This window comes from Nakamurella sp., assembly GCF_044224575.1.
In the GTDB taxonomy this organism is placed as follows: Bacteria; Actinomycetota; Actinomycetes; order Mycobacteriales; family Nakamurellaceae; genus Nakamurella.
The window spans coordinates 49614-72550 of the sequence record NZ_JBGAKE010000005.1 but is presented as its reverse complement, the minus strand read 5'-3'; the positions used below and the strand labels follow the sequence as shown (position 1 = coordinate 72550).

The following is a 22937-nucleotide window of genomic DNA, read 5'->3' as shown; positions in this document are numbered from 1 at the left end:
GTCAGTTGGCCGCGTCGATCACGGCGTTCAGCTCCCGCAGCCGCGGCAGCGCCCGGTTGGTCAGGTAGTCCTGCCGGGTCTCGGCGGAGATCGACAGGCTGTCCTTCCACAGTGACCGGCCGGCCATCGCCCCGCTGGCCCCATTGGCCATCGCCACGGCAACCTGGTCGATGAACGTCTCGTGGTCCACCCCGGCCGACAGCACGGCCCAGGGCACGCCGGCGGCGGCCTCGTGCACGGCCTGGCACGCCTGCGCCGAGCCCGGGTACTGCAGCTTGAGCACCTTGGAGCCGCATTCGACGGCCAGCTTGGCGCCGTCGGCGACCAGGGTTCCGAAGGCCGCGCGGTAGTCCTCGTCGGACTCGTCCTCGAGCCGGTAGGTCAGCAGCTCGACGATCAGCAGCAGCCCCTCGGCGGCGCAGGCCTTGACCAGTTCGCGGATCTGGTCGGCGACCAGGGAATCCGGACCCTGCCGGTCGGGCCGGGTGTAGAACAGCATCTTGGCGACGTCGCCGCCCAGCTCGCGGACCCGGCGCGGGGTGACCCCGTCGACGTACCGGGTGTAGCGCAGGCCGTCGATGGTCTCGAAACCGGACGCGTCCATGCCGACGACGAGCGCGGTGTTGCGGCCCAGTACGCCCTGGTCGACGATCGCGGGCAGCGCCACTTCGGGATCGAGCAGGATCGCCGGCGCGTTGTTGGCCAGGTACGTGACCAGGTCGGCCTTGGCGTGAGCCAGCTCGGCCGTGCTGATGCCCGTGGCGCCACCCGGCGCGTCGGTCATGGCCGCCTTCATACCATTGCGCTGGTCGGCGGCGACGATCAACATGTGCCCGCCGGGCGTCGAGATCGCGCTCATGCCGCGGCGTTCCAGGGTGGTCAGGGAATTCATGGGGTTCCTCCGGTGAGGTGATGGATGGGTCGATGGGGGATGCCGGACGGGCCGGTAGCGACGGGTCAGCCGACCCGCGCCCGCTCCGGCCGGTCGGTCGGGGCGGTGTGCTGCGGTGCGGTGTGCGGCGGTGCGGTGTGCGGCGGTGCGGTGTGCGACGGTGCGGTGTGATCCGGCTCGGTCCGATCCGGTGCGGTGTGCTGCGCGGCGGGGTCGAGCAGGGTGGCCGCGATCCGCGCGGCGCCGAATGCGGTCTCCTGCGAGCGGGTGGACATCGCAAGCCGGGGCAGCACCTCGGCCCGGGCCCGCTGCACCGCGGCCATGTCGGCCCAGCCGCCGGTCAGCAGTGCGGAACCGGCCGGCGGCAGTTCCGCGTCGATCGCCTCGATGAGCCGGGCGATCTCGTCGTTGCTGTGCCGCAGCACGGCCCCGAACAGTTCGGCCGGGCTGACCTCATCGGTCCGCACGGTCACCCGCAGCACCCCGTCGTCGTTGCGCGCGCCGCTGACGGCGATCCCGCCGGCCGGCAGAGCACCGGCGTAGGGCAGGGCCATCACCTGCGCGTCCAACCGGTCCCGGCCGGCCCGGTCGCGGATCCCGCACAGCTGCAGCGCCCGGCGGAGCACCAGCCCGGTCTTGACCCCGGCCACCAACACGTGCCGTCCGGGCACGATGTGCCGGACCTCGTTGATCAGCCCGCCGGCCAGCCGGGTCCGCGCATCGAAGCCCAGTGGTGCGTCGACGACCCGCAGCAGGACCTCGGCGGTGCCCATCGAGACGTGGTAGCGCCCAAGGGGGATCGGTCCGGCCGCCTCGGCGGCCACGAGATGATCGTGGCCCGCCACGGTGATCGCGGCCCCGGCGAACGGCCCCGGCAACCAGGCCCCGGTGCGGCCCAGGTCCGTGCCGGCCGCCACCAGCGACGGCAGCAGGCTGTCGGTGACGCCCAGGTGGGCGAGCATCTCGTCCCACGCGGCTCCGGAATCCTGGTCCAGCAGACCGGTTCGCGAGGCCAGCGAGTACTCGGCCACCGGCCGGGCGCCCAGCGACATCGCCACGAACTCCGGCAGGTTGAGCCAGCGCAGGCCGCGCAGGTCCAGGCCCTCGTCCCGCAGCAGCGCCAGCTTGGCCGCCGAGACCTGGCTGCCCAGCGGCAGTCCCGTCCGGCCGGCGAATTCCTCACGCACGACGCGGGGAAAGGCGGCGACCTGCGCGGCGCCCCGCGGGTCGAACCACGCGAAGGCCGGTCCGACCGCCCGCTCACGGGCGTCGATGAGCATCCCGCTCTCGCCCATGCCGGAGATGGCGATCGCGGCGACGGGCTCGGTGGTCACGGGGGCGAGCCGGGCGGCGGCCGCGATCAGCAACTCCTGCACGGCGGCCAGCAGTCGATCGGCCGGCATGTCGGCGGTGCCGTCGGCGCCGGACCGCCAGGGGGTGGGGACCTGCTCGACGACGAGTTCGGTGCCGTCGGCGTCGCGGACCAGCAGCTTCAGGCCGGTGCTGCCCAGGTCCATGCCGGCGACCAGGGGGGTGCGCGTTGACACGGGCAGGCCTCTCGTCCAAGGGGATGACACCGATGTCGTCTGGAAGCATGACACGCGTGTCGCGATGGGTCTATCCTGAGCGGGTGACGACTGAATGTCAACCCCCATCGCCGCGCTGCGTCCTCGTCGCCGGCCCCGCCGGTAGCGGGAAGAGCACCCTGGCAAAGGCTTTGGCTACTCAGCTGCGGCTGCCGCTGCTGGACCTGGACACCCTGACCAATCCGTTGCTGGACGGGCTGCCGGCCTCGGCCCTCGCCGAGCACTGGCTCTCGCCGGCCCACGGCCCGGCGATCCGGGACGCACGCTACGCCGCCCTGACGGCCGTCGCCGCTGAGGTCACGGCGACCGCCGGGGCGGCGGTGCTGGTCGCGCCCTTCACCGCCGAACTGGCCGGCGCCGCCGCCTGGGACCGGCTGCGGGCCGCCCTCGGTCCGACCGACCCCGTGGTGGTCTGGATCCGGGGTGACGCCCAACTCTTCGCGCGCCGGCGGGTGCAGCGGGCGGCCGATCGGGACGACCACCGCCCGCCCACGCCCGAACCCGTTCCGCCGGCCGTCGATCATCTCCCCATCGACGCCGAACTCACCACCGCACAACAGGTTTTCCGCGTCCTGCGGGCACTGGGCGAGCCGATGGGCGTCGCGCCGGGCCCGCCGGCCGGCGGGATCGAGGTTGATGCGCTGCTGTTCGACCTGGACGGCACCCTGGCCGATTCGACCGCGTCGGTGGCTCGTTGCTGGGATCGGTTGGCCCGCGAGTTCGGGGCGGAGCCGCGCCTGATCCAGGAGAACCACGGTCAGCCGTCCGATGTCCTGGTCGGCACGCTGGTCGGACCCGATCGGCAGGCCGCCGGCCGGGCCCGTATCCGCGAGCTGGAAATCGCCGACGCCCCGTTCATCGATCCGATTCCCGGTGCGCACCAGTTCTTCTCGTCGGTGCCGGACGACCGGCGGGCCATCGTCACGTCCGGTGTGCGCGACCTGGCGACGGCCCGCCTGGGCGCGGTCGGCCTGCCGGTGCCCGGCATCATGGTCACCTTCGACGACGTCGAGCACGGAAAGCCCCACCCGGAGCCGTATCTGCTGGCCGCCCGGCGCCTGGGGGTCGACCCGGCCCGCTGCCTGGTCTTCGAGGACGCGCCCGCGGGGATCGCCTCGGCCCGAGCGGCCGGTTGCCGGGTGATCGCAGTCCTGGGCACCTCGCCCGCCGCCGAGCTCACCGGGGCCGAGCTGGTCGTGGACGGGCTGGACCGGTTGACCCTCGTCCGCCGCGGGGACGCATTTCGGGTGGTCCCGGCCGGCTGACGCGCCCCCGGTCCGCCCGCGCCCACCGCCGGCCGGCACCGCCGTTCACGATGCCCCGGGTCGATCCGACCCGGGGCGTTGCCGTCGGCCCGGCCGGTCGTGGCCGGGTGGGCCGGCTCGGCCCCGGCCGATGTGCGAGTGGCGCGGGGCCGGTCTACTTGGGCCGGTGGTGCGCCGGTGGCGCGCCCGGGTCGGCCCTGGTGAGCGCACGCGCCCCGGCCGATGTGCGAGTGGCGCGGGGCCGGTCTACTTGAGCGGGTGGTGCGCCGGTGGCGCGCGCCCGGGTCGGCCGTGGTGAGCGCGCCCGCTCCGGCCGATGTGCGAGTGGCGCGGGGCCGGTCTACTTGGGCCGGTGGTGCGCCGGTGGCGCGCGCCCGGGTCGGCCGTGGTGAGCGCGCCCGCTCCGGCCGATGTGCGAGTGGCGCGGGGCCGGTCTACTTGGGCCGGTGGTGCGCCGGTGGCGCGGCCGGTCGGCCCAGGTGAGCGCACGCGCTCCGGCCGATGTGCGAGTGGCGCGGGGCCGGTCTACTTGAGCGGGTGGTGCGCCGGTCGCGCGCCCCGGTCGCGCGCCCCGGTCGCACGCGCCCGGTCGCACGCGCCCGGTCGCACGCGCCCGGTCGCACGCGCCCGGTCGCACGCGCCCGGTCGCGGTCCCGGCCGCGCGCCCCGCCGCGGGCGCCCGGCACCCACAGCAACCGCACAGGGCCCCGGCAGTGTGACGCTGCCGGGGCCGTTCGCGAAGTACCGCGGTGGGACTGCGACGAGCCGATCAGCAGGAGGACTGGTAGACCGCGTTGGAGGAGTCGACGTTCTCCGGCGTGATGATGGTGAAGCCGGTCTGGATCTTCGGGGTCACGGTGCCGCCGTCCAGCGAGGCGATGGCCTGGTCCAGGCCGTCGGTGCCGATGGTGGCGGGCTGCTGGGCGACGAGCGCCTGCACGGTGCCGTCCTTGAGCGCCTTGACCTGGTTCGGTCCGGCGTCGAAGCCGACGATCGTCATCTGGTCGCTCTTGCCGGCCTGCTTGACACCGGTGGACGAGCCCTCGGCGGAGAAGATGTTGGTGGCGAAGATGCCGACGATGTCGGGGTCCTTCTGCAGGGCGGCGGTCACCAGCTGAGCGGCGGTGGCCGGATCGTTGTGCGAGTACTGCACGCCCAGGTACTGGAACGAGGAGTCCTGGCCGACCGCGTCCTCGAAGCCCTTCACGCGGGCGTCGACGGTGGAGATGCCCGGGTCGGTCGAGATGACCAGAACCTTGCCACCCTTGGGGTTCTTGTCCTTGATGGCCGTGAACGCCGCGGCGCCGCCGCCCTGGTTGTCCGAGGAGACCTGGGAGACCGCGAACGACGGATCCTCGGTGGTGGTGTCCACCAGCACGACCTTGATGCCGGCGGCGGCGGCGTTCGCCAGCGGCTTCTGCATGGCGGTGACGTCGGTCGGCGCGATGAGGATGGCGTCGGGCTTGCTGGCCACCACCGAGTCCAGGATCGGGGTCTGCAGGGTCGGGTCGAACTTCTGCCCGCCCTGGGTGTTCACGGTGACGCCCAGCTTGGCCGCCTCGGCCTCGATGCCGCACTGCATGGTGATGTAGAACTCGTCACCGGCCACACCCTGGATGAAGGCGACGTTGTAGTCCTTGCCCGCCTTGGTGGGGGCGGCCACCGAGCCGGTCACCGCACTGGCCGTGGCCGCCGCGGCGGAGGCGGGCGAGCCGCCGGCGCTCGAATCGGGCTTGGACGACGAGCACCCGGTCACCGCGAGCATGACGGCGAACGCGCCGACCGCGGTGGTGGTGAGGACCTTGGAACGCTTCATTGCTTTCCTTTCACGGCGGGATGACCCGGGACGTGGGGTGGGGGAACGGACCGTGCGACGCGGCGCGGGCACGGCGGAGCAGGGAGGGGCGAGCTGACGGGAAACGAGGGGCCGAACTGACAGGACGGGAGAGTTAAGCGCTGGCCGGTGTTGTCGCCGGCTCCGCGGCGGCCGGCTTGGCCTTGCGCCGCGCGGACTTGGCCCCCCGGGAGGCGGCGGACCGCCGCGACTGGTCGACGTAGACGGCGGCAATCAGCACCGTACCGACGGCGACCGTCTGCCAGTAGGGGGTGACCCCGAGGATGGTGAAGCCGGAGAGCAACACGGCCGGGATGAACAGGCCGACGACGGTGCCGAAGATGGAGCCCTCGCCGCCGAAGATCGAGGTGCCGCCGATGACGACCGCGGCGATCACGTTCAGGTTGGTCAGCGACTGGCCGGCGATGGTGGTGGTGCTGTACTGGGCCAGCGACAGCAGGCCGGCGAACCCGGCGAGCATGCCGGTCATCCCGTAGACCTTGATCAGGTGCCGGCTGACCTTGACACCGACCCGGCGGGCGGCCTCCTCGTTGGACCCGACGGCGTAGGTGTAGCGACCGAAACGCGTCTTGTGCAAAGCGATCCCGCCGATGATCAGTACGATCAACGCGATGAGGGTGAGCATCGGGATGCCCAGGACGCGACCGTAGCCGATGGTGTCGGACAGCGAGTCGGGCACCGCGCGGATGTCCAGACCACCGGTGATGATCTGGGCCAGGCCCAGGGCGATGGACAACGTGCCGAGGGTGACGATCAGTGGCGGGATCTTGGACTTGGCGATCAGCACACCGTTGATGACGCCCCAGGCGACGCCGCTGAGCACCGCGGCGACGATGCCGGCCAGGGCCACGCCGACGCCGTCACCGCCGATGGCCTCCATCACCTTGGCCGAGACGACCGAGGAGAAGACCAGGACGGACCCGATCGACAGGTCGATGCCCGAGGTGATGATGACGAACGTCATGCCGACCCCGAGAACGGCCCAGATGGAGACGTTCTGGGTGATGGTCGCGATGTTGGACCAGGCGAAGAACTTGCTGCCGGCGGCCAGCGAGAAGATCAGGCAGATGCCGATCAGCACGCACAGGATCCACACGGACTGCAGCTTGAAGATGCGGGCGAGCAGCGGTCCGTTGTCCTCGCCCAGGTCGACGGCCGGCTTGGCCGCTGAGGTGGTCGGGGAGTTCTTGACGGAGCTCATGCCGCGTCCTTCTGGTCCAGAGCGCCGGTCATGGCGCCGACGAGTTCTTCCACGTGGGTCTGGTCGGCGCGGAAGGTCGCGATGCGCCGGCCCAGCCGCAGCACCTGCACCCGGTCCGAGACCTGGAGGACGTGCGGCATCGAGTGCGAGATGAACACCACGGCGATGCCCTTGTCCCGGACCCGCTTGATGGTGTCCAGGACGTTCTTGGTCTGCACCACGCCGAGCGCGGCGGTCGGCTCGTCCAGGAAGACGACCTTGTTCGCCCAGGTCACGGCCCGCGCGATGGCGATGCACTGACGCTGACCGCCGGACATCGAACCGACCGGGGCGATCATGGAGCGGATGGTGGCCCCGAGCTCGTCGAAGCCGGCCTTGGCCTGGCGCCGCATCGCCCGGTTGTCCATGAAGCCGAACGTGCCCAGGACGCCCTTGGCCGGGATCTCCCGGCCGAGGAAGACGTTCTGCGCCGGATCCAGATGGGGGGCCAGGGCCAGATCCTGGTAGACGACCTCGATGCCCAACTCGGAGGCGTGCTGCTGCGAGGTGATGGTGACCGGCCGGCCGTCGAACTCGATCTGGCCGGTGTCCAGGGCCAGGTTGCCCGACAGCGCCTTGACCAGGGTGGACTTGCCGGCGCCGTTGTCGCCGATCAGAGCGACGACCTCGCCCGGCTCGATGTCGAAGTCGCAGTCGTTCAGGGCCTGCACGTTGCCGAAGCTTCGGGACAGTCCGCGGGCCTGGAGCACCGGACTCATATGACTACACCGCCTTTGGGTAGTAGGGCCGGAGCCCGGGAGGGTGGATCCGCCGAGGCAGCGACCGCTGCCGGTTGACGAACCGAAAAGACTTGGGGGAGAGCATTTGCGAGGCGTTCGGCGCGGGCTTGGCAGCCGGCCGGGCGCTCGTCGTTGAGATGAACTGTAGAGCATCGGGGCGGTCCATGTCACGGGTGTCATGCGGATTTCTTCGACCGGTTCCGAACCCCGGGTGCGGGGTCGATCGAGTGGCCCCGCGGGCCGCGACGGCGACGGGGCGGCAGATGGCGACAACCGGACGGGCGACCCCCCGAGGGTCGCCCGTCCGGTCGGTCGGGGGACCGGCGGTCAGCCGGTCCGGGTGGTGGAGCGGACTTGCGCTGCGACGCCGTCGCGCTGCGAAGTCATTGCCGCACGGAAGATGTCGTGCGTCAGTGCGGCCTCATCCGGGCGGACACAGCCGAACCGCTCGCCCAGCTCGCCGGCCCGCTCGGCCAGGAAGGCCGCCCACATCTGCAGGATCGAGTCGCTGAAACCGGTCTCGAAGATGCCGCCGGTGACGGTCGGCCAGACGGACTGGCTGCCGACGTCGAGCTGGTGCCACACCTGCTCCCGGCCGATGCCCGGGATGTCGCGCACCCCGAAGACCTCGACCGACTTGGGGTTCTTGGTGGTGAAGCGGACCCCGCCGTCCAGCCCGATCGCCTCGAAGATCCAGGTGTTCTTCTGGCCTGGGTCGATGCGCTTGGTCTGGGTGGTCAGCGGGAACTCCTGGCCCTCGTGCCGGCTCCGGCTGTGCAGGGTGGCGTTGTCCCAGGTGTCGCAGGCCACGGGGGTGCCGTCCGGGCCGGGGCGGGTGGGCACGATGTTCTGCAGCACCCCGTAGACCTGCTCCGGGGCCCAACCCAGCCGCAGCGGCAGGTGCCAGGTGTGCATGCCCAGGTCGTTGAGCACCCCGGCCTCGCCGCAGGTGGCGATCTGCCGCTTCCAGTTGATGCCCTTGTGCACGTCCTGGTCGCTGGAGTGCAGGAACGCGTTGCGCGCCTCGATGATCTGGCCGAGCGCGCCCGACTGCACGTACCGGGCCGCCCACTGCGCGCCCGGGAAGAACGGCAGCTCGCTGGAGCAGCGGACGAAGCTCTCCGGGTGGGCCCCGATCGCGGCCATGATGGCCTGCGCGGCGGCACCGTCGATGCCGAAGGGCTTCTCGGCCAGCAGGTCCTTGCCGGCGTTGATCACGTCGGTGTAGATCTGCTCGTGCAGATCGTGCCGGACGGCCACGTACAGCACGTCGATCGACGGGTCGGCCAGCAGGTCGCGGTAGTCGGTCACCGTGGTGGTGACGGTGTCGATCTGGTCGAACCAGGTCATCGCGGCCGGGTTGACGTCACACACCGCGGTCAGCCGGGGCCGCACCGGGTGGTCGATCAGCGCCGGCCAGCGCTGCAGCGCCGCGGCGATCTCGCGGCCCATCAGCCCGCCGCCGACGATGGCGACGTTCACCGTCTGCGGGGTCACTTGCTGTACTCCGTGACCAGCTTGAGGGCGGCGTCCACGCCGAGCCCGTCGTGCAGCACGGCCATCAGTGCGGCGGTGATGCCGGCCGGGGACGGGTGCTGAATGATGTTGCGGCCGTAGACGATTCCGCTGGCGCCGGCGTCCAGGACGGCCACCGTGCGCTCGAGCAGGGTGCGGTCGTCGACCCGCCCGCCGCCGCGGACCAGGACCGGGATACCGCCGGCCACGGCGATGACCTTGCGGTAGTCGGCGATGTCGGTGGTCGGATCGGCCTTGATCAGGTCGGCGCCGAGCTCGACCGCCTGGCGGACCAGGGTGACCACCTTGGCGGTGTCGCCGTCGACCATGTAGCCGCCGCCGGCCGTGGCGTTGTCCTGCATGACCAGGGGTTCGACCATCAGCGGCATGCCGTAGCGGGTGGCCTGCTCGCGCAGCGCCATGATCGAGCGGATGTTCGCGTCACGGATGGCCGGATGGCCGGGCAGCTGCATGAGGTTGGCGCAGACGGCCACCGCGTCCAGCCGCACGGCCTCCTCGATCGCGAAGGGCACGTGGTGGCTGAACAGGTGCTCGTCGAGCGGGTTGCCGTACACGTTCGCGACGTCGGTCCGCAGGACCAGTGACGGCTTGGCCTTGCCGGGCACGGACTGCAGGTGGCGGGCCTGGCCGATGGTCAGCTGGACCGCGTCCGGGCCGACCTCGACGAGGGTCCGGACGACCGCCGGCATGTCTTCGATGCCGTTGATGAACGACGCCTCGCCGAAGAACCCGTGGTCGACCGCGACGTCCAGCGCGCGCCCGGAGGTGGGGTTGAACAGCCGGTTGAGTCGGTACAGGGACATCTTTGTCGTCTCCAAGATTGGTGTTCAGGGCGCCGCTGGGTCGTGGGGCGCCGTCCGAAAAGAGGGTAGCCAGAATGAAACAACGTTGTCTAGACTCCGGAACAACGTTGTTTCAGGTGCCGGTCGGCACCCTCACCGCCGAGGAAGGACCACCCCGTGCATTCCATCGCTGTCGCCGGGCACATCTGCGTCGACGTCACGCCCACTCTTGGCCCCTCGGCCGCCCTCACCCCCGGCCGGTTGATCGAGGTCGGCCCGCTGTCCCTGGGCCTGGGCGGCTGCGTCGCCAACACCGCGCGGGCGCTCGGTGCGCTGGGTGCCCCGGTCCTGGCCTGCGCGCTGGTCGGGGACGACGAACTCGGCCGCTACGCCGTGCGGGCCGTCGCCGAGCTGCCCGGCGTGCGCAGCCGGCTGACCGTCCGGCCGGGCCGGGGGACCTCCTACAGCCTGGTCCTCGAGCCGCCGGGGGCCGACCGCACGTTCTGGCACCACACCGGGGTCAACGACGACTTCACTTCCGAGTCGGTCGATCTCGACGGTGATCTCAAGAGTGCCGACCTGCTGCACGTCGGGTACCCGTCGCTGCTGCCCGGGCTGCTGGCCGACGACGCGGCCCAGCTGGTCGCGCTGCTGCGGCGGGCCCGGTCGGCCGGGCTGACCACGTCGGTCGACCTGGCCGTGGTCGACCCCGCCTCGCCCGCGGGCCGGCTGGACTGGGCGGGCATCCTGCGCCGGCTGCTGCCGCTGGTCGACGTCATCACGCCCAGCGTCGACGACCTGGTCTCGGCGCTGGCCATCACCGAGCCGGTCACGCCGGAGCTGGTGGAGGCGCTCGCCGATCGCCTGGTCGACTGGGGGGTCGGGGTCGCCGCGGTGTCGTCCGGCCCCGGTGGGCTGCGGCTGCGGGCGGCCGGCGCCGACCGGCTCGCGCGGGGTGGGCGGGTGCTGCGTCCGCTGGCCGATCGCTGGGGCGGCGCCGCGCTCTGGCAGGCGCCGGCCGTGGTTGACGCGGTGGTGACCACCAACGGCGCCGGCGACGCCTGCACCGCCGGGTTGCTGACGGCACTGGCCGGCGGGGCCGACCCGCGGGCGGCGGCGCAGGTGGCCGTCGGCGCGGCGGCGGCCGCGGTGGCCGGTCGGCCGGCCACCCCGGTCGAGGTGGTGGCTCGGGTGCCGGCCGCGGCGGCGGTCCTGGTGCCGGCCGGCCGGGACCGGTTCACCGGCCCGATCGTGCTGCCGGCCAACCAACCGCGCGACCGGTTCTACCGCGGCGGCCGCCGGATCTCGGACTTCCGCCGCGACCCGGCGGCGCCGCCGAACACCCCGGAGGACTGGGTCGGCTCCACCACCTGCGTGCGGGGGCAGGACCCGACCGGCCGCACCGTGCTGCCGGACGGCACCGACCTGGCCGCGGCGATCGCCGCCGACCCTCGCTACTGGCTGGGCCAGGCGCACCTGAACCGGTTCGGCGTCGACACCAAGCTGCTGGTCAAGCTGCTCGACGCGGGCCAGCGGCTGCCGGTGCACGCCCATCCGGACGGCGCGTTCGCCCTGGCCGAGCTGGGTGCGGCGCACGGCAAGGCCGAGGCGTGGTCGATCATGACCGGCGGCGATGTCTACCTGGGCCTGCGGCGCGACGTCGAGTTCACCGAGCTGCGCGAGCTGGTCGATCGACAGGACAGCGAGACACTGCTCGACCTGCTGCACCGGGTCCCGGTGGCCCCGGGCGATCGGGTCTACGTGCCACCCGGGGTGCTGCACGCGATCGGCTCGGGGGTGCTGCTCACCGAGGTCCAGGAGCCCGAGGATCTGTCGATCCTGCTCGAGTGGCGGGACTTCGACCTGGACGGAACCGTGGACGGACACCTGGGTCTCGGCTTCGACAAGGCCCTGCTGGCGGTCGAGCGAGCCGGACGGACCGCCGCGCAGATCGACGCCCTGATCGTGCGCGCGGACGACACCGCGGCCGGCCTCCCGGCGGCCGCGGACGAGTACTTCCGGCTGGAGCGCATCGACGTGGCCGGCCCGACGGAGCTGGGTGACGGGTTCGCCGTGCTCGTGGTGCTCGACGGGCCCCTACGGCTGCTGGGCCCCGCCGGCCCGGTGTCGCTGCCGGCCGGCCGCACCGTCCTGCTCCCCGCCGGGTGCACCGAGCGGACCGTGGACGGCACCGGCCGGCTGCTGCAGGCCCGCCCGCCCGCGGCCGGTGAACGATCGTGACCGCCTCGCCCGGCCCGCCGATGCCCCTCCCGCTGCCCCCGGTCCTCCCACCGGCCGGGCCCGGGGCCGGGTCGCCGCGGCGGCCGGGCCGTCCGCCGGGCGCGGCGGACCTGTTGGCCCAGGGGCTGCTGGCCCGGACCGACGCGATCGCCGCCGTCACCGAGCACGACGGCCCGGATGGACGGACGATCCGGGCCCGGGTGGCCGGCGGCCTGGACTTGGAGGTGCTCCCGGACCGCGGGTTCGACATCGGCCGGGTCACCGTCGGCGGCTGGCCGCTGTCCTGGGTCTCGCCGGTGGCCGATCACCGGGCGCTGGACGTGCCCGCCGGCGATGCCTGGTTGGACCGGTTCGTCGGGGGCCTGCTGGTGACCTGCGGGCCGGAGAACATCGGCCCGGCCACCGGCCGGGCCGGGCTGCACGGCAGCCACCACCACCGCCCGGGCCGCCTGCTGGAGCGGTGCGCCGGCGTCCGGGACGGCGTGCCCTTCGCCCGAATGGCCGGAACCATCGAGTACGCCGCTGTTTTCGGGCCGAGCGCGCGGGTGGAGCGGGTGATCGAGTCGAGTGTCGATTCTGACGGCGCCGCCGTCCTGCGGGTGGTGGACGACCTGTCCAACGACGGCCCGGGGGCCTTCCCGGCGGCGCTGCTCTACCACCTGAACCTGGGGGCCCCGGTTCTGCTCCCCGGCACCACGATCCGGTGGCCGGGCACCCGTCGGGTCGAGCGGGAGCCGTGCCCGGCGGTGCCCGACCCGTCGACCATGCCCGGGCCGACGGACGAGATCACCGAGTCCGTCGTCGCCCACCACGATCCGCTGGTCGACCCGGACGGCCTGGTCCGCGTACTGGTCACCGCGCCGGACGGCCCGTCGGTCGAGCTGGCGTGGTCGGCGGACACCCTGCCGTACGCCTACCAGTGGACGCTGCCGACCCGCCGCCGTTGGGCGCTGGGCATCGAACCGGCCAGTGCACCGCTGTTCGGCCCGGACCGGTCGCGGCCCGGCGCGGGCGCCCCGCTGGTGCCGGTCGGCGGGGTGCGCCGGCACGAGTTGCGAATCACGGTCAGCGCACCGGGACGCCCGGGGTGGTGGTGACCCGGCACGACTCACGCTCGACCAGTTCCACCGGCACGACGGTGCGCCGCGGCCAGCGACCTCGTGGCTGGTGCAGGCGATCGGAGATGCGTTGCGCGGCCAGCTCGCCCATCCGGTCCGGATGCTGGTCGATGACGGTCAGCGAGGGGCGCAACAGGTCGGCCAGCGGGAAGTCGCCGAAGGTGGTGACCGCCATGGCCCGGGACCGCAACACCGGGACGAGCCCGACGGCGGCGCGCGCGTTGGTGCAGAACAGGGCGGTGGGCCGGTCGTCGAGCCGGTACAGCGTGGCGACCGCGCCGGCCGCGCCGGCCCGGTCCGTCGCCCCCAGCACGATCAGCCGCTCGTCGAGGGCGAGCCCGGCGTCGTCGATCGCCCGGCGGTACCCGGCGAGCCGGTCCCGGGTCGTCGACAGAGCGAGAGTGTCGCCCAGGAAAGCGATCCGGGTGTGGCCGTGGTCGGCCAGGTGGGTGGTGGCCAGGTGGGCCCCCCGCTGGTCGTCGGCGACGAACAGGTCGGCGGTCAGGCCCACCGGTGGCCGGTCGGCGAAGATCACCGGGATCCGGTCGACCCAGGCCCGCAGGTACCCATGGTCGTCGCCGATCGGGGCGATGATCAGGCCGGTCAGCGCCTGCCGGAGCATCGCCTGCACCACCTCCGGCTCCCGCTCGGCACTGCCCAGGCTGGCGATGATCACCGACATGCCCCGCCGGGCGGCGTGCCGCTCGGCGGCCCGGGCCAGCTGGGCGAAGAACGGGTCGACGATGTCCGGCACGGCCACCCCGATCACCGGGGCCCGCCCGTTGCGCAGGGTGGTCGGGATCGCGTTGGGCACGTAGTTCAGCTCGTCCAGCGCGGCCGAAACCCGTTGCCGGGTAGCGTCACTGACATGCGGATCCTGGTTGAACACCCGGGACACGGTCTTGGCGCTGACCCCGGCCCGGGCGGCCACGTCCCGCATGGTCGCCATGACCGCGCCCCTCTCCATCAGTCCGCGCTGCTGTCCGCCCGCCGGTCGTTCAGCGGCAGGTGAAGCCGCCGTCGATGGGCAGGCTGACGCCGGAGATCATCGACGCCCCGTCGCCGAGCAGGAACACGATGGGGGCGGCGATCTCGTCCTCGGTGGCCCACCGGTGCAGCGGCATGGCGTCCAGGAACGGCCCGCCGACGTCCTCCCGGCCCCAGTACCAGGCCGACATCGGGGTCATCACCACGGTCGGGTTCACGCTGTTCACCCGGATGTCGTACCGGCCCAGCTCGAGCGCGGACACCCGGGTGATGTTGTCCAGCGCCGCTTTCGACGAGCCGTACGAGATGTGCCCGGCCAGCGCGACCAGGCTCGCCTGGCTGGAGACGTTGACGATCGAACCGCCGCGACCCAGCCGGATCATCGACCGCGAGGTGTACTTGGTGACCAGCAACGCTCCCCGCGCATTGGTGCTGATGACCTTGTCGAACACGGAGATGTCGGTGTCCATTGGGGTGGCGATCTCGCCGCCGAAGCCGGCGCAGTTGACGACCCCGTACAGGTCCAGCCCGTCCAGCGCATCCCGCACGTTGCCTTCCTCGGTGACGTCGAAAACAACTGTCCGGGAGCCGGTCTCGGTGGCGATAGCCTCGAGGCCGGCCGCCTCGCGGCCGGCCGCGATGACCTGGGCACCGGCCGCCGTCAGCTGGCGGACCACGGCGCCGCCGATGCCGCCGGCGGCGCCGGTGACCAGGATCGTGCGCCCGTCGAAGTCGGTCATGAGAGCTCCCAATGGGTTGAAATGTGCTGGCGGGGCAATTGTTCGGGGACGCCATGGCGGCCGCGGCCGGTGGTCGGGCCCGCGTGCGGTCGGATCAGCCTAGCGGCCCGTGGGCTTCATGTCACGCGTGTCTTTCCGACACTCGGAGGCGGCGCCGGACGACCCGGGCGGCCGTTCCGTATCTCTTGACACGCGTGACACGCATCTCCTATCGTGGCCGTAGATCAAGCGGCCCGTCCGTGACCGCACGATGTTCCGCGTCGTCGCGCCGCCGGCGAGGCGACCCTCCTCGCCCTCCTCGCGTCCCGGGCCCGTCCGGTCCGCGGCTCTCGCCCCCGGAGTCCCGATGCCACCGCTCACCGCCGAGCTCACTGCCGACGCCCTGGCCGCTCTCGACCCACGGGTCGCCGTTCCCGGCTACGACCGGGCCGCCGTGACCGTCGGGATCGTGCACATCGGAGTCGGGGCCTTCCATCGGGCGCACCAGGCGGTGTACGTCGACGACGTGCTCGCGGCCGGCGACCCGACCTGGGGCATCTGCGGGGTCGGCGTCCTGCCGCAGGACAGCGCGATCCGGGACGTGCTGGCCGCCCAGGACGGCCTCTACACGTTGCTGACCGTCGACGGCGCCGGCACGACCACCGCCCGGGTGGTCGGCTCGCACGTCGCCCACCTGCACGCCCCGGACGATCCGCAGGCGGTGATCGACCGGATGACCGATCCGGCCACCCGCATCGTCTCGCTCACCATCACCGAAGGCGGGTACGGGATCAACGACGCCACCGGGAATTTCGAGCCGGCCGATCCGCTGACGCTGGCCGACCTGGCCGGGCAGTCGCCGCCGCGCAGTGTGTTCGGGCTGATCGTCGCGGCGCTGGCCGCGCGGCGGGCCGCCGGCACCGCTCCGTTCACCGTCCTGTGCTGCGACAACATCCAGCACAACGGCGCCGTCACCCGGGCCGCGATCACCGCGTTCGCCCGGTCCCGGGATTCCGAGCTCGCCGACTGGATCGACGCCGAGGTTGCCTTCCCCCACTCGATGGTCGACCGGATCACCCCGATCACCACGGACACCGTCCGGGAAGCGGTGGCCGGGTACGGCGTCACCGACGCCTGGCCGGTGCGGTCCGAGGCGTTTCGCCAGTGGGTGATCGAGGACCGGTTCAGTGCCGGCCGCCCGGCCCTGGAACAGGTCGGCGTGCAGATCGTCCCGGACGTGGCCCCGTACGAGAAGATGAAGCTGCGCCTGCTCAACGCCTCCCATCAGGTGATGGGCTATCTCGGCGCGCTGGCCGGCTTGACCTATGTGCACGAGTTCTGCCGGGACCCCGAGTTCGCCGAGTTCCTGCTCGGCTACCTGCACGCCGAGGCCATCCCGACGCTCGACCCGGTGCCGGGCGTCGATCTGACCGCCTACTGCCGCTCGTTGATCGAGCGGTTCGGCAGCGAGGCCATCCTGGACACGCTGGCCCGGCAGGCGGTCGACGCCTCGGTCCGGGTGCCCACGTTCGTGCTGCCGGTGCTGCGGGCCCGGCTGGCCGCGGGCGGCGACATCCGCCGGGCCACCCTGGCCGTGGCGGCCTGGAGCAGGTACCTCGAGGGGATCACCGACGCAGGCGCGCCGCTCGCGACCTCCCCGGACCGGCGCCACGCCGGGCTGCAGGCGGCCGTGCTCGCCGAACGGCAGACCCCGGGAGCGTTCCTGGACCAGCCGGAGGTGTTCGGCGACCTTGGTCGAGATCCGTTGTTCCGGCGGACGTTCGTGACCGCCCGGGCCGACCTGGCCGACCGCGGCGCCCGCGCCGCGGCGGTGGCCACGCTGACCTGAGCTCAGGGCACTACCATCTGACCCACCCGGTAGACCGGTCCCGACAGCCGGTGCGGAGAGGCCTGTGCAGCGCAAGCCCACGATGAACGACGTGGCCCGGCAGGCCGGGGTCGCCCTCAAGACCGTGTCCCGGTACGTCAACGGCGACCCCACCATCGGGCCCGACTTCGCCGAGCGGATCCGGCTGGCGATCGACGAACTGGGCTACCGGCGCAACATGGCGGCGGCCCGGATCCGGCCGGGGCAGAGCGCCAAGATGATCGGGCTGATCATCAGCGACCTGTCGAACCCGTACTTCGCCGCGCTGGCCAGGGCGATCGAGTTGGGCGCCGCGGAGTCGGGTTACATGCTGATCATCGCCAGTTCCGAGGACAACGGGCAGCGGCATGACCGGCTGGTCGACCGGCTGCTGGAGCAGCAGGTGGACGCGATCATCGACGTGCCGCCCCGCTCGCCCGGCCGGACGTGGGCGCAGATCCCGCCGCCGTTGCCGCCGCTGGTGTTCGTCGACCGGCCGGCCGACTTCGCCGCCGACACGGTGCTGGCCGACAACGCCGGCGGCGCCCACGCGGCCACCCGAGCCTTGCTGGACGCCGGTGCCCGGTCGATCGCGTTCGTCGGGGACTCGGTGGAGATCTTCACCATGGGGGAGCGGCTCGCCGGGTACCGGCGGGCCATCGAGGAGCGTGGCCTGCGCCTGGACGACGCCGTGGTCGTCGACACCGCGCACACCACCGACGAGGCGATGCGGGTCGTGCTGGACCTGCTCGGGCGCGGCCACGCCGACGCGGTGTTCGCGGCCAACAACCGCGCGGCCTTCGGTGCGCTGCGCGCGTTCCGATTGGGCGAGACCTTTCTGCCGCTGGTCGGTTTCGACGAATTCGAGGCGGCCGCGCTGGTCAACCCGCCGATCTCGGTGGTCACCCAGGACATCGCGGCCATGGGCCGGGCCGCGGCCGGCCTGGTGCTGGCCCGGCTGGCCGGGGACGACTCGCCCTTCCGCACCGTCGTGCTGCCGACCAGCCTGATGCTGCGCGGCTCCGAGCGTCTCCGGCCGGGCATCTGACACCGGGTCGGCCGAGAAGAACGCGCTCAGCATCGACGGGTTGCCTGCCCTCGGGGCCGCCGCTCGCTGAGCAACCCGGCCCGCGGCGGGTGGGCCGACCGCACGCCGGGGGTGGGTTGACCCCACCCGGTCGCCGGGACCACCCCGGCGAGCCGGGGATCGACCCCGCGCAAGCCGGCGGCCGACGCCCTGACCGGCCCGGACCGGAATTCCTACGGTTGGGCCAGTTCCCGGGGAGACACTCCGGAACAGGCACCGAGGAGCCACCATGTCCATCACCGACACCACCACGGTCCCCGTCTCCACCCCACCACCGGCTGGCCGGGCCCGGACCGGTGGCCGCATCGTCGCCATCGTGATCGGCGCGGTGCTGGCCGTTTCCGGCTTCTTCACCGGGATCTCGGGCGCCGCGCTGCTCGCGGTCTTCGGCGACGGGCACGCCGTCGCCTCGGGCAATCACATCGTCACGACGTCGTCGGCGGCCGTGGTCGCGGACCTCGGCACCATCCACACGGTCGACGGCTTCCGCTTCCTGACCGGGCAGCCGACCCTCCAGGTGACCGCGCAGAACTTGGACGGCACAGCGGTGTTCGTCGGCGTCGGCCGCACGGCCGACGTCGAGCGCTACCTGGACGGGGTCGGCATCGACCGGGTGACCGACGTGGAGACCGTTCCGTTCCGGCTGGACACCACCCGCGACGACGGGGCCGCCCGGGCTGCGGCGCCGGATGTGCAGGACTTCTGGGTGGCCGCCGCGCAATCCGGCGACGACCGGGCGAGCCGGGCCGAGGTCACCTGGCCGATCCAGGACGGCGACTTCGAGATCGTCGTGTTGAACGCCGACGGCTCGCCGGGCCTGCTGACCACCGCCTCGGTCGGTGCCGGGCTGCCCGACTCCACCGGCCTGTGGATCCTGCTGATCGGGGTCGGCTCGTTCCTGCTGGTCGGCGGCGTGTCCCTGATCGTGGTCGGCGCCCGTCGATCCCGGCGGCAGTAAACGCGGCCCCGGACCGAACCGGCGGTCAGCCGGTCGCGCCGCGCAACGCCCGGTCCAGGTCGGCCCACAGGTCCTCGACGTGTTCGACCCCGACACTCATCCGAATCAGCCCGGGCGGGATGTGCTCCTGCCCGGGCAGTTTCGCGCGTCGTTCGATGGTCGTCTCCACCCCGCCGAGCGACGTGGCGGCCACCACCACGCGCACGCCGGCACAGGCCGCGTCGGCCGCCGCCGCACCACCGGCGACCTCGAACGCCAGCATCGAACCGAACCCGGCCATCTGGGCCGCCGCCCGGGCATGGCCCGGGTCGGTCGCCAGTCCCGGGTACCGGACGCGGGACACTCCGGGATGGGCGGCCAGGCGCTCGGCCAGCACCCCGGCCGAGGCCTGGGAGCGTTCGAGTCGAATCGGCAACGTGCGCAGCCCGCGCAGGGCCAGGTAGGACTCCAGCGCGCCCGGCGTTCCCCCGGCGAGCTGGCGACGGCGCCGGATCGGTGCGGACGTCGCCGGGTCCCGCCCGACGACCACCCCCATCAGCAGGTCGGAGTGACCGCCGATGAATTTGGTCGCGCTGTGCACCACGTAGTCGGCGCCCCAGGACAGCGGTCGCTGCAGCAGCGGGGTGGCGAAGGTGTTGTCGACCACCACCATGGCCCCCCGATCTCGGCCGAACGAGCACAGCCGGGGCAGGTCGGCGACGTCGATCAGCGGGTTGGTCGGCGACTCCAGCCACAGCAGATCCGCGGCCCAGGCCGCCTGCTCGGTGGCCGCGGTGTCGGCGATGTCGACGGCACTGACCTTCCACCGGCCGTGCGCGGCACCGTCGTTGAGCAGCGTCCGCACCCCGGCGTAGCAATCGGCCGGCACCACGACCGACGCGCCGGTCGGCAACGACTCCAGAATCGCCGCGGCGGCGGCCATGCCCGAGGCGAACGCGATCGCGTCGCCGCCCTCCAGCACGCCGACCGCCGCCTCCAACGCCTGCCAGGTATCGGTGCCGCCGTCCCGGGCGTACTCCACCGCGCCGTCGGCCCGGAAGTTCGACGCGAGCACGATCGGCGTGCTGAGCGGGTTGCCCGGGTAGGCGGACGGTCGCCCCGCGGTGATGGCCAGGGTCTCGAACCGCAGGTCGGTGTCGTCCGTCATGCGGTCCAGTCAACCGGCTCGGTCAATCACGACACCGACCGGATGACCCTTGGACAGATGTTCGAGCAAATGTAGGATGGGCGCCATGACGGTGTTCCATCAGCCCTCGATGTTCGACGAGCTCTTCGACACCGTGGCCGACGCCGGTTCCGACGCCGGTTCCGACCCGGCGGCCGGTGTCGTCGGGCCGAACGGGGGGCCGGCTCTGGGGCCGCTGGACGCGCTGACCCGGACCGAACTGTCGGACGGTGCGTGGGTCGATCACCGCCCGGGGTGGTTGACCGGGTCCGAGCAGGTCCTTGACGCGTTGCTGCGCGACGTGCCGTGGCGGGCCGAGGAACGGCAGATGTACGACCGTCAGGTCGTCGTGCCCCGGCTGCTGTCCTGGTACTCCGGTGCCGCGCCGTTCCCCCATCCGGTTCTGGACGAGGCGCGGGCCGCCCTCAACCGGCATTACCACCCGGCGCCGGACGACCGGTTCGTCACCGCGGGGCTCTGCCTCTACCGGGACGGCGCCGACAGCGTGGCCTGGCACGGCGATCGGATCGGTCGGGGTGCCCACAGCGACACCATGGTCGCCATCCTGTCCGTCGGCAGCGCCCGCACCCTGAGCCTGCGACCCCGCCACCCCAGGGGCCATTCGAGTGTCCGGGGCCGCCGGTTCCACCTCGGCCACGGCGACCTCGTGGTGATGGGCGGCAGCTGCCAACGCACCTGGGAACATGCGGTGCCCAAGACGGCGAAACCGGTCGGCCCGCGGGTCAGCATCCAGTTCCGGCCGATCGGGGTCGCCTGACGCCGGCGGTGGCACGCTGGAGGAAACGAGAGGAGTGCGAGATGAAAACCGTCATGGGGTGGATCGACAAGATCGTCGCCACGCTGGCCCGGCGCAAGGTCGACCGGGACGAGGGCCGGCGCTGACCCACGCCGTCACCGAAACGTAGCCCGATCGGCCGAGGTGACCCGGCACAATAGGTCACCGGTCGGCGATGTGACCGCTGGCCCCGACGCTCCGGGGTCCGGAGCAGGGGAGGGTCATCGGTGAGCTATCCGCCGGGTCAGGCCGGGCCGACGCGCAAGCGCAGCAACGTCGTGCCGATCATCGCCGCGGTGATCGTCGGCGTGCTGCTGATCATCGGCATCCGCTGGTTCACCACCCGGGACGACGACTCGTCCGGCTCCGGCTCGGGTGCCGCGTCGACCGGTGCCACCGCCGCGCCGCCCCGGGACGGCTGCACCCGCGTGACGGTCGCCGCCTCCAGCGAGAAGGCGGCCCTGATGCAGCAGATGGCGCAGACGTACAACTCGTCCGGGCGCACCGTGGACGGAAAGTGTTTCGACATCCAGGTGAACTCGGTGGCGTCCGGCACCGCCGAGGCCACGCTGGCGCGGGGCTGGGACGAATCGCTGGACGGGCCCGCGCCGGATGCCTGGACGCCCGCCGCATCGACCTGGGTCAGCCTGCTGGCCAGCGATCTGACCGCCCAGGACCGGCCGAACATCCTGCCGGCCCAGTCGCCCTCCATCGTCTCGACGCCGCTCGTCCTGGCCATGCCCGAACCGATGGCCCGGACATTGGGGTGGCCGGACGCCGAGATCGGCTGGTCGGACGTGCTCGCGTTGGCCAAGGACCCCCAGGGCTGGGCCGCGAAGGGTCACCCGGAATGGGGCAAGTTCACGCTGGGCAAGACGAACCCGACGGTGTCCACCTCCGGGCTGGCCGCCACGATCGGCACCCTGGTCGCGGCCACGGGCACCTCGTCGGACCTGACCGAGGCCGCCCTGCAGCGACCCGAGGTGCAGCAATACCTCAAAGACGTCGAGTCTGCCGTCATCCACTACGGCGACACGACCCTGACCTACCTGACGAACCTGCAGCACGCCGACGACTCCGGATCCGCCCTCGGCTACGTGTCCGCGGTCGCCGTCGAGGAAAAGAGCGTGCTCGACTACAACGCCGGCAACCCGAGCGGGAACCCGGCGACCCTGGGCGACCATGCACCACCCAAGGTGCCGCTCGTCGCGGTGTACCCGAAGGAGGGCACGCTCTACAGCGACAGCCCGTTCGTCATCCTGGACGCATCGTGGTCGACCCCGGACAAGCAGGCCGGCGCGCAGGACTTCATGGAGTTCCTGTTGCTTCCCGAGCAGCAGAAGGTGTTCACCGACGCAAACTTCCGCACCGCCGACCATCAGCCGGGCGAGCCGATCACCGCCAGCCCGTACCTCATCGCGGACGGCGTGACGATCACCCTGAACCCGCCGGGGCCGACGGTGCTGCGGGACGTCCGGCAGGTGTGGACGCAGGTCCGCAAGCCCGCCCGGGTCCTGGTGGTGATGGACGTGTCCGGTTCGATGGCCAGCGAGTCGGGGTACGGCAGCGAGTCGAAACTCGAACTGGCCAAGAAGGCGGCGACGTCGGCGCTGAGCCAGCTGACCGACACCGATCAGATGGGTCTGTGGGCGTTCACCACCGATCTGCCCACCCCCGACACGATCACCGCGGACCTGGTCGGCGTGGGCCCGCTGGCGCAGACCCGGCAGCCGATCGTCGCCGCCATCGCCGGCCTGACCCCGCTCAACGGGACGCCGCTGTACGCGGCCACCCGCGAGGCCGCGGACGCGATGAACGCGCAGAACGACCCGAACTCGATCAACGCGGTGGTCGTCCTGACCGACGGGCGCAACGAGTACACCGACAACGACCTGGACGGCCTGCTGCGCGAGCTGAACGCGAGCGCCCAGGAGAACGGGGTGCGGGTGTTCACCATCGCCTACGGACCCGATGCCGACCTGGCGACCCTGCAGGAGATCTCGGAGGCGTCCCGGGCCGCCGCCTACGACGCACGGAATCCGACGAGCATCGACAAGGTGTTCTCTGACGTGCTGTCCAATTTCTAGGACAGTGCCCGGCGGC

General features: G+C 72.4%; 18 protein-coding genes. 8 read left to right on the top strand and 10 right to left on the bottom strand.

Annotation, left to right across the window (positions count from 1 at the left end; all coding sequences use genetic code 11):
• Window position 1 precedes the first annotated feature (1 nt).
• The gene (locus ACILSK_RS07435; protein ID WP_395726512.1) at window positions 2-892 is read right to left on the bottom strand and encodes a tagatose-bisphosphate aldolase; all 891 of its coding nucleotides are present in this window, start codon (window positions 890-892) and stop codon (window positions 2-4) included.
• Between the two features lie 65 nt (window positions 893-957).
• Window positions 958-2439, bottom strand: coding sequence for an L-fuculokinase (locus tag ACILSK_RS07430; RefSeq protein ID WP_395726511.1), 1482 nt, complete (start codon window positions 2437-2439; stop codon window positions 958-960).
• Between the two features lie 23 nt (window positions 2440-2462).
• Here ACILSK_RS07430 and ACILSK_RS07425 point away from each other — a divergent pair, with 23 nt between their 5' ends.
• Window positions 2463-3743, top strand: coding sequence for an HAD-IA family hydrolase (locus tag ACILSK_RS07425; RefSeq protein ID WP_395726510.1), 1281 nt, complete (start codon window positions 2463-2465; stop codon window positions 3741-3743).
• A gap of 769 nt (window positions 3744-4512) precedes the next feature.
• On the opposite strand, the gene ACILSK_RS07420 is transcribed toward ACILSK_RS07425, so the two are convergent.
• From ACILSK_RS07420 to ACILSK_RS07400, 5 genes are all read right to left on the bottom strand, one after another.
• A complete protein-coding gene (locus ACILSK_RS07420; RefSeq protein WP_395726509.1) occupies window positions 4513-5559 on the bottom strand; it encodes an ABC transporter substrate-binding protein in 1047 nt (348 codons plus the stop codon).
• 133 nt (window positions 5560-5692) lie between these two features.
• A complete protein-coding gene (locus ACILSK_RS07415; protein ID WP_395726508.1) occupies window positions 5693-6799 on the bottom strand; it encodes an ABC transporter permease in 1107 nt (368 codons plus the stop codon).
• Window positions 6796-7557 (bottom strand): ATP-binding cassette domain-containing protein, encoded by a 762-nt coding sequence (locus ACILSK_RS07410; protein ID WP_395726507.1) that lies wholly within the window; start codon window positions 7555-7557, stop codon window positions 6796-6798. Before ACILSK_RS07410 ends, ACILSK_RS07415 begins: the two co-directional genes overlap by 4 nt.
• Window positions 7558-7905: 348 nt before the next feature.
• Window positions 7906-9075, bottom strand: a complete 1170-nt coding sequence (locus ACILSK_RS07405; RefSeq protein ID WP_395726506.1) for a Gfo/Idh/MocA family protein — start codon at window positions 9073-9075, stop codon at window positions 7906-7908.
• Complete coding sequence (locus ACILSK_RS07400) at window positions 9072-9917, bottom strand: class I fructose-bisphosphate aldolase (RefSeq protein WP_395726505.1); 846 nt, start codon at window positions 9915-9917, stop codon at window positions 9072-9074. The genes ACILSK_RS07405 and ACILSK_RS07400 overlap by 4 nt, the downstream gene beginning before the upstream one ends.
• Before the next feature lie 156 nt (window positions 9918-10073).
• Here ACILSK_RS07400 and ACILSK_RS07395 point away from each other — a divergent pair, with 156 nt between their 5' ends.
• Window positions 10074-12137: a PfkB family carbohydrate kinase gene (locus tag ACILSK_RS07395; protein WP_395726504.1), complete on the top strand. Its 2064-nt coding sequence runs from the start codon at window positions 10074-10076 to the stop codon at window positions 12135-12137.
• Window positions 12134-13234: a DUF4432 family protein gene (locus tag ACILSK_RS07390; RefSeq protein WP_395726503.1), complete on the top strand. Its 1101-nt coding sequence runs from the start codon at window positions 12134-12136 to the stop codon at window positions 13232-13234. Before ACILSK_RS07395 ends, ACILSK_RS07390 begins: the two co-directional genes overlap by 4 nt.
• Here the strand turns inward: ACILSK_RS07390 and ACILSK_RS07385 are convergent.
• Both ACILSK_RS07385 and ACILSK_RS07380 read right to left on the bottom strand, forming a co-directional pair.
• A complete protein-coding gene (locus ACILSK_RS07385) occupies window positions 13203-14204 on the bottom strand; it encodes a LacI family DNA-binding transcriptional regulator (protein ID WP_395726502.1) in 1002 nt (333 codons plus the stop codon). The two genes, ACILSK_RS07390 and ACILSK_RS07385, sit on opposite strands and share 32 nt — an antisense overlap.
• 49 nt (window positions 14205-14253) lie before the next feature.
• Entirely contained in the window at window positions 14254-14982 is a 729-nt protein-coding gene (locus tag ACILSK_RS07380; protein ID WP_395726501.1) for an SDR family oxidoreductase, read from the bottom strand.
• Window positions 14983-15328: 346 nt separating this feature from the next.
• Here ACILSK_RS07380 and ACILSK_RS07375 point away from each other — a divergent pair, with 346 nt between their 5' ends.
• From ACILSK_RS07375 to ACILSK_RS07365, 3 genes are all read left to right on the top strand, one after another.
• Complete coding sequence (locus ACILSK_RS07375) at window positions 15329-16810, top strand: mannitol dehydrogenase family protein (RefSeq protein ID WP_395726500.1); 1482 nt, start codon at window positions 15329-15331, stop codon at window positions 16808-16810.
• Between the two features lie 64 nt (window positions 16811-16874).
• On the top strand, window positions 16875-17876 hold the full coding sequence (locus ACILSK_RS07370) for a LacI family DNA-binding transcriptional regulator (protein ID WP_395726499.1): 1002 nt from the start codon (window positions 16875-16877) through the stop codon (window positions 17874-17876).
• Window positions 17877-18144: 268 nt separating this feature from the next.
• A complete protein-coding gene (locus ACILSK_RS07365) occupies window positions 18145-18873 on the top strand; it encodes a hypothetical protein (RefSeq protein ID WP_395726498.1) in 729 nt (242 codons plus the stop codon).
• 25 nt (window positions 18874-18898) lie between these two features.
• On the opposite strand, the gene ACILSK_RS07360 is transcribed toward ACILSK_RS07365, so the two are convergent.
• Entirely contained in the window at window positions 18899-20020 is a 1122-nt protein-coding gene (locus ACILSK_RS07360) for a trans-sulfuration enzyme family protein (protein WP_395726497.1), read from the bottom strand.
• A gap of 85 nt (window positions 20021-20105) precedes the next feature.
• On the opposite strand from ACILSK_RS07360, the gene ACILSK_RS07355 reads away from it, so the two are divergent.
• Together ACILSK_RS07355 and ACILSK_RS07350 are read left to right on the top strand one after the other, a co-directional pair.
• Window positions 20106-20816, top strand: a complete 711-nt coding sequence (locus ACILSK_RS07355; RefSeq protein WP_395726496.1) for an alpha-ketoglutarate-dependent dioxygenase AlkB — start codon at window positions 20106-20108, stop codon at window positions 20814-20816.
• A gap of 245 nt (window positions 20817-21061) precedes the next feature.
• Window positions 21062-22921 (top strand): extracellular solute-binding protein, encoded by a 1860-nt coding sequence (locus ACILSK_RS07350; RefSeq protein WP_395726495.1) that lies wholly within the window; start codon window positions 21062-21064, stop codon window positions 22919-22921.
• Window positions 22922-22937: the final 16 nt, after the last annotated feature.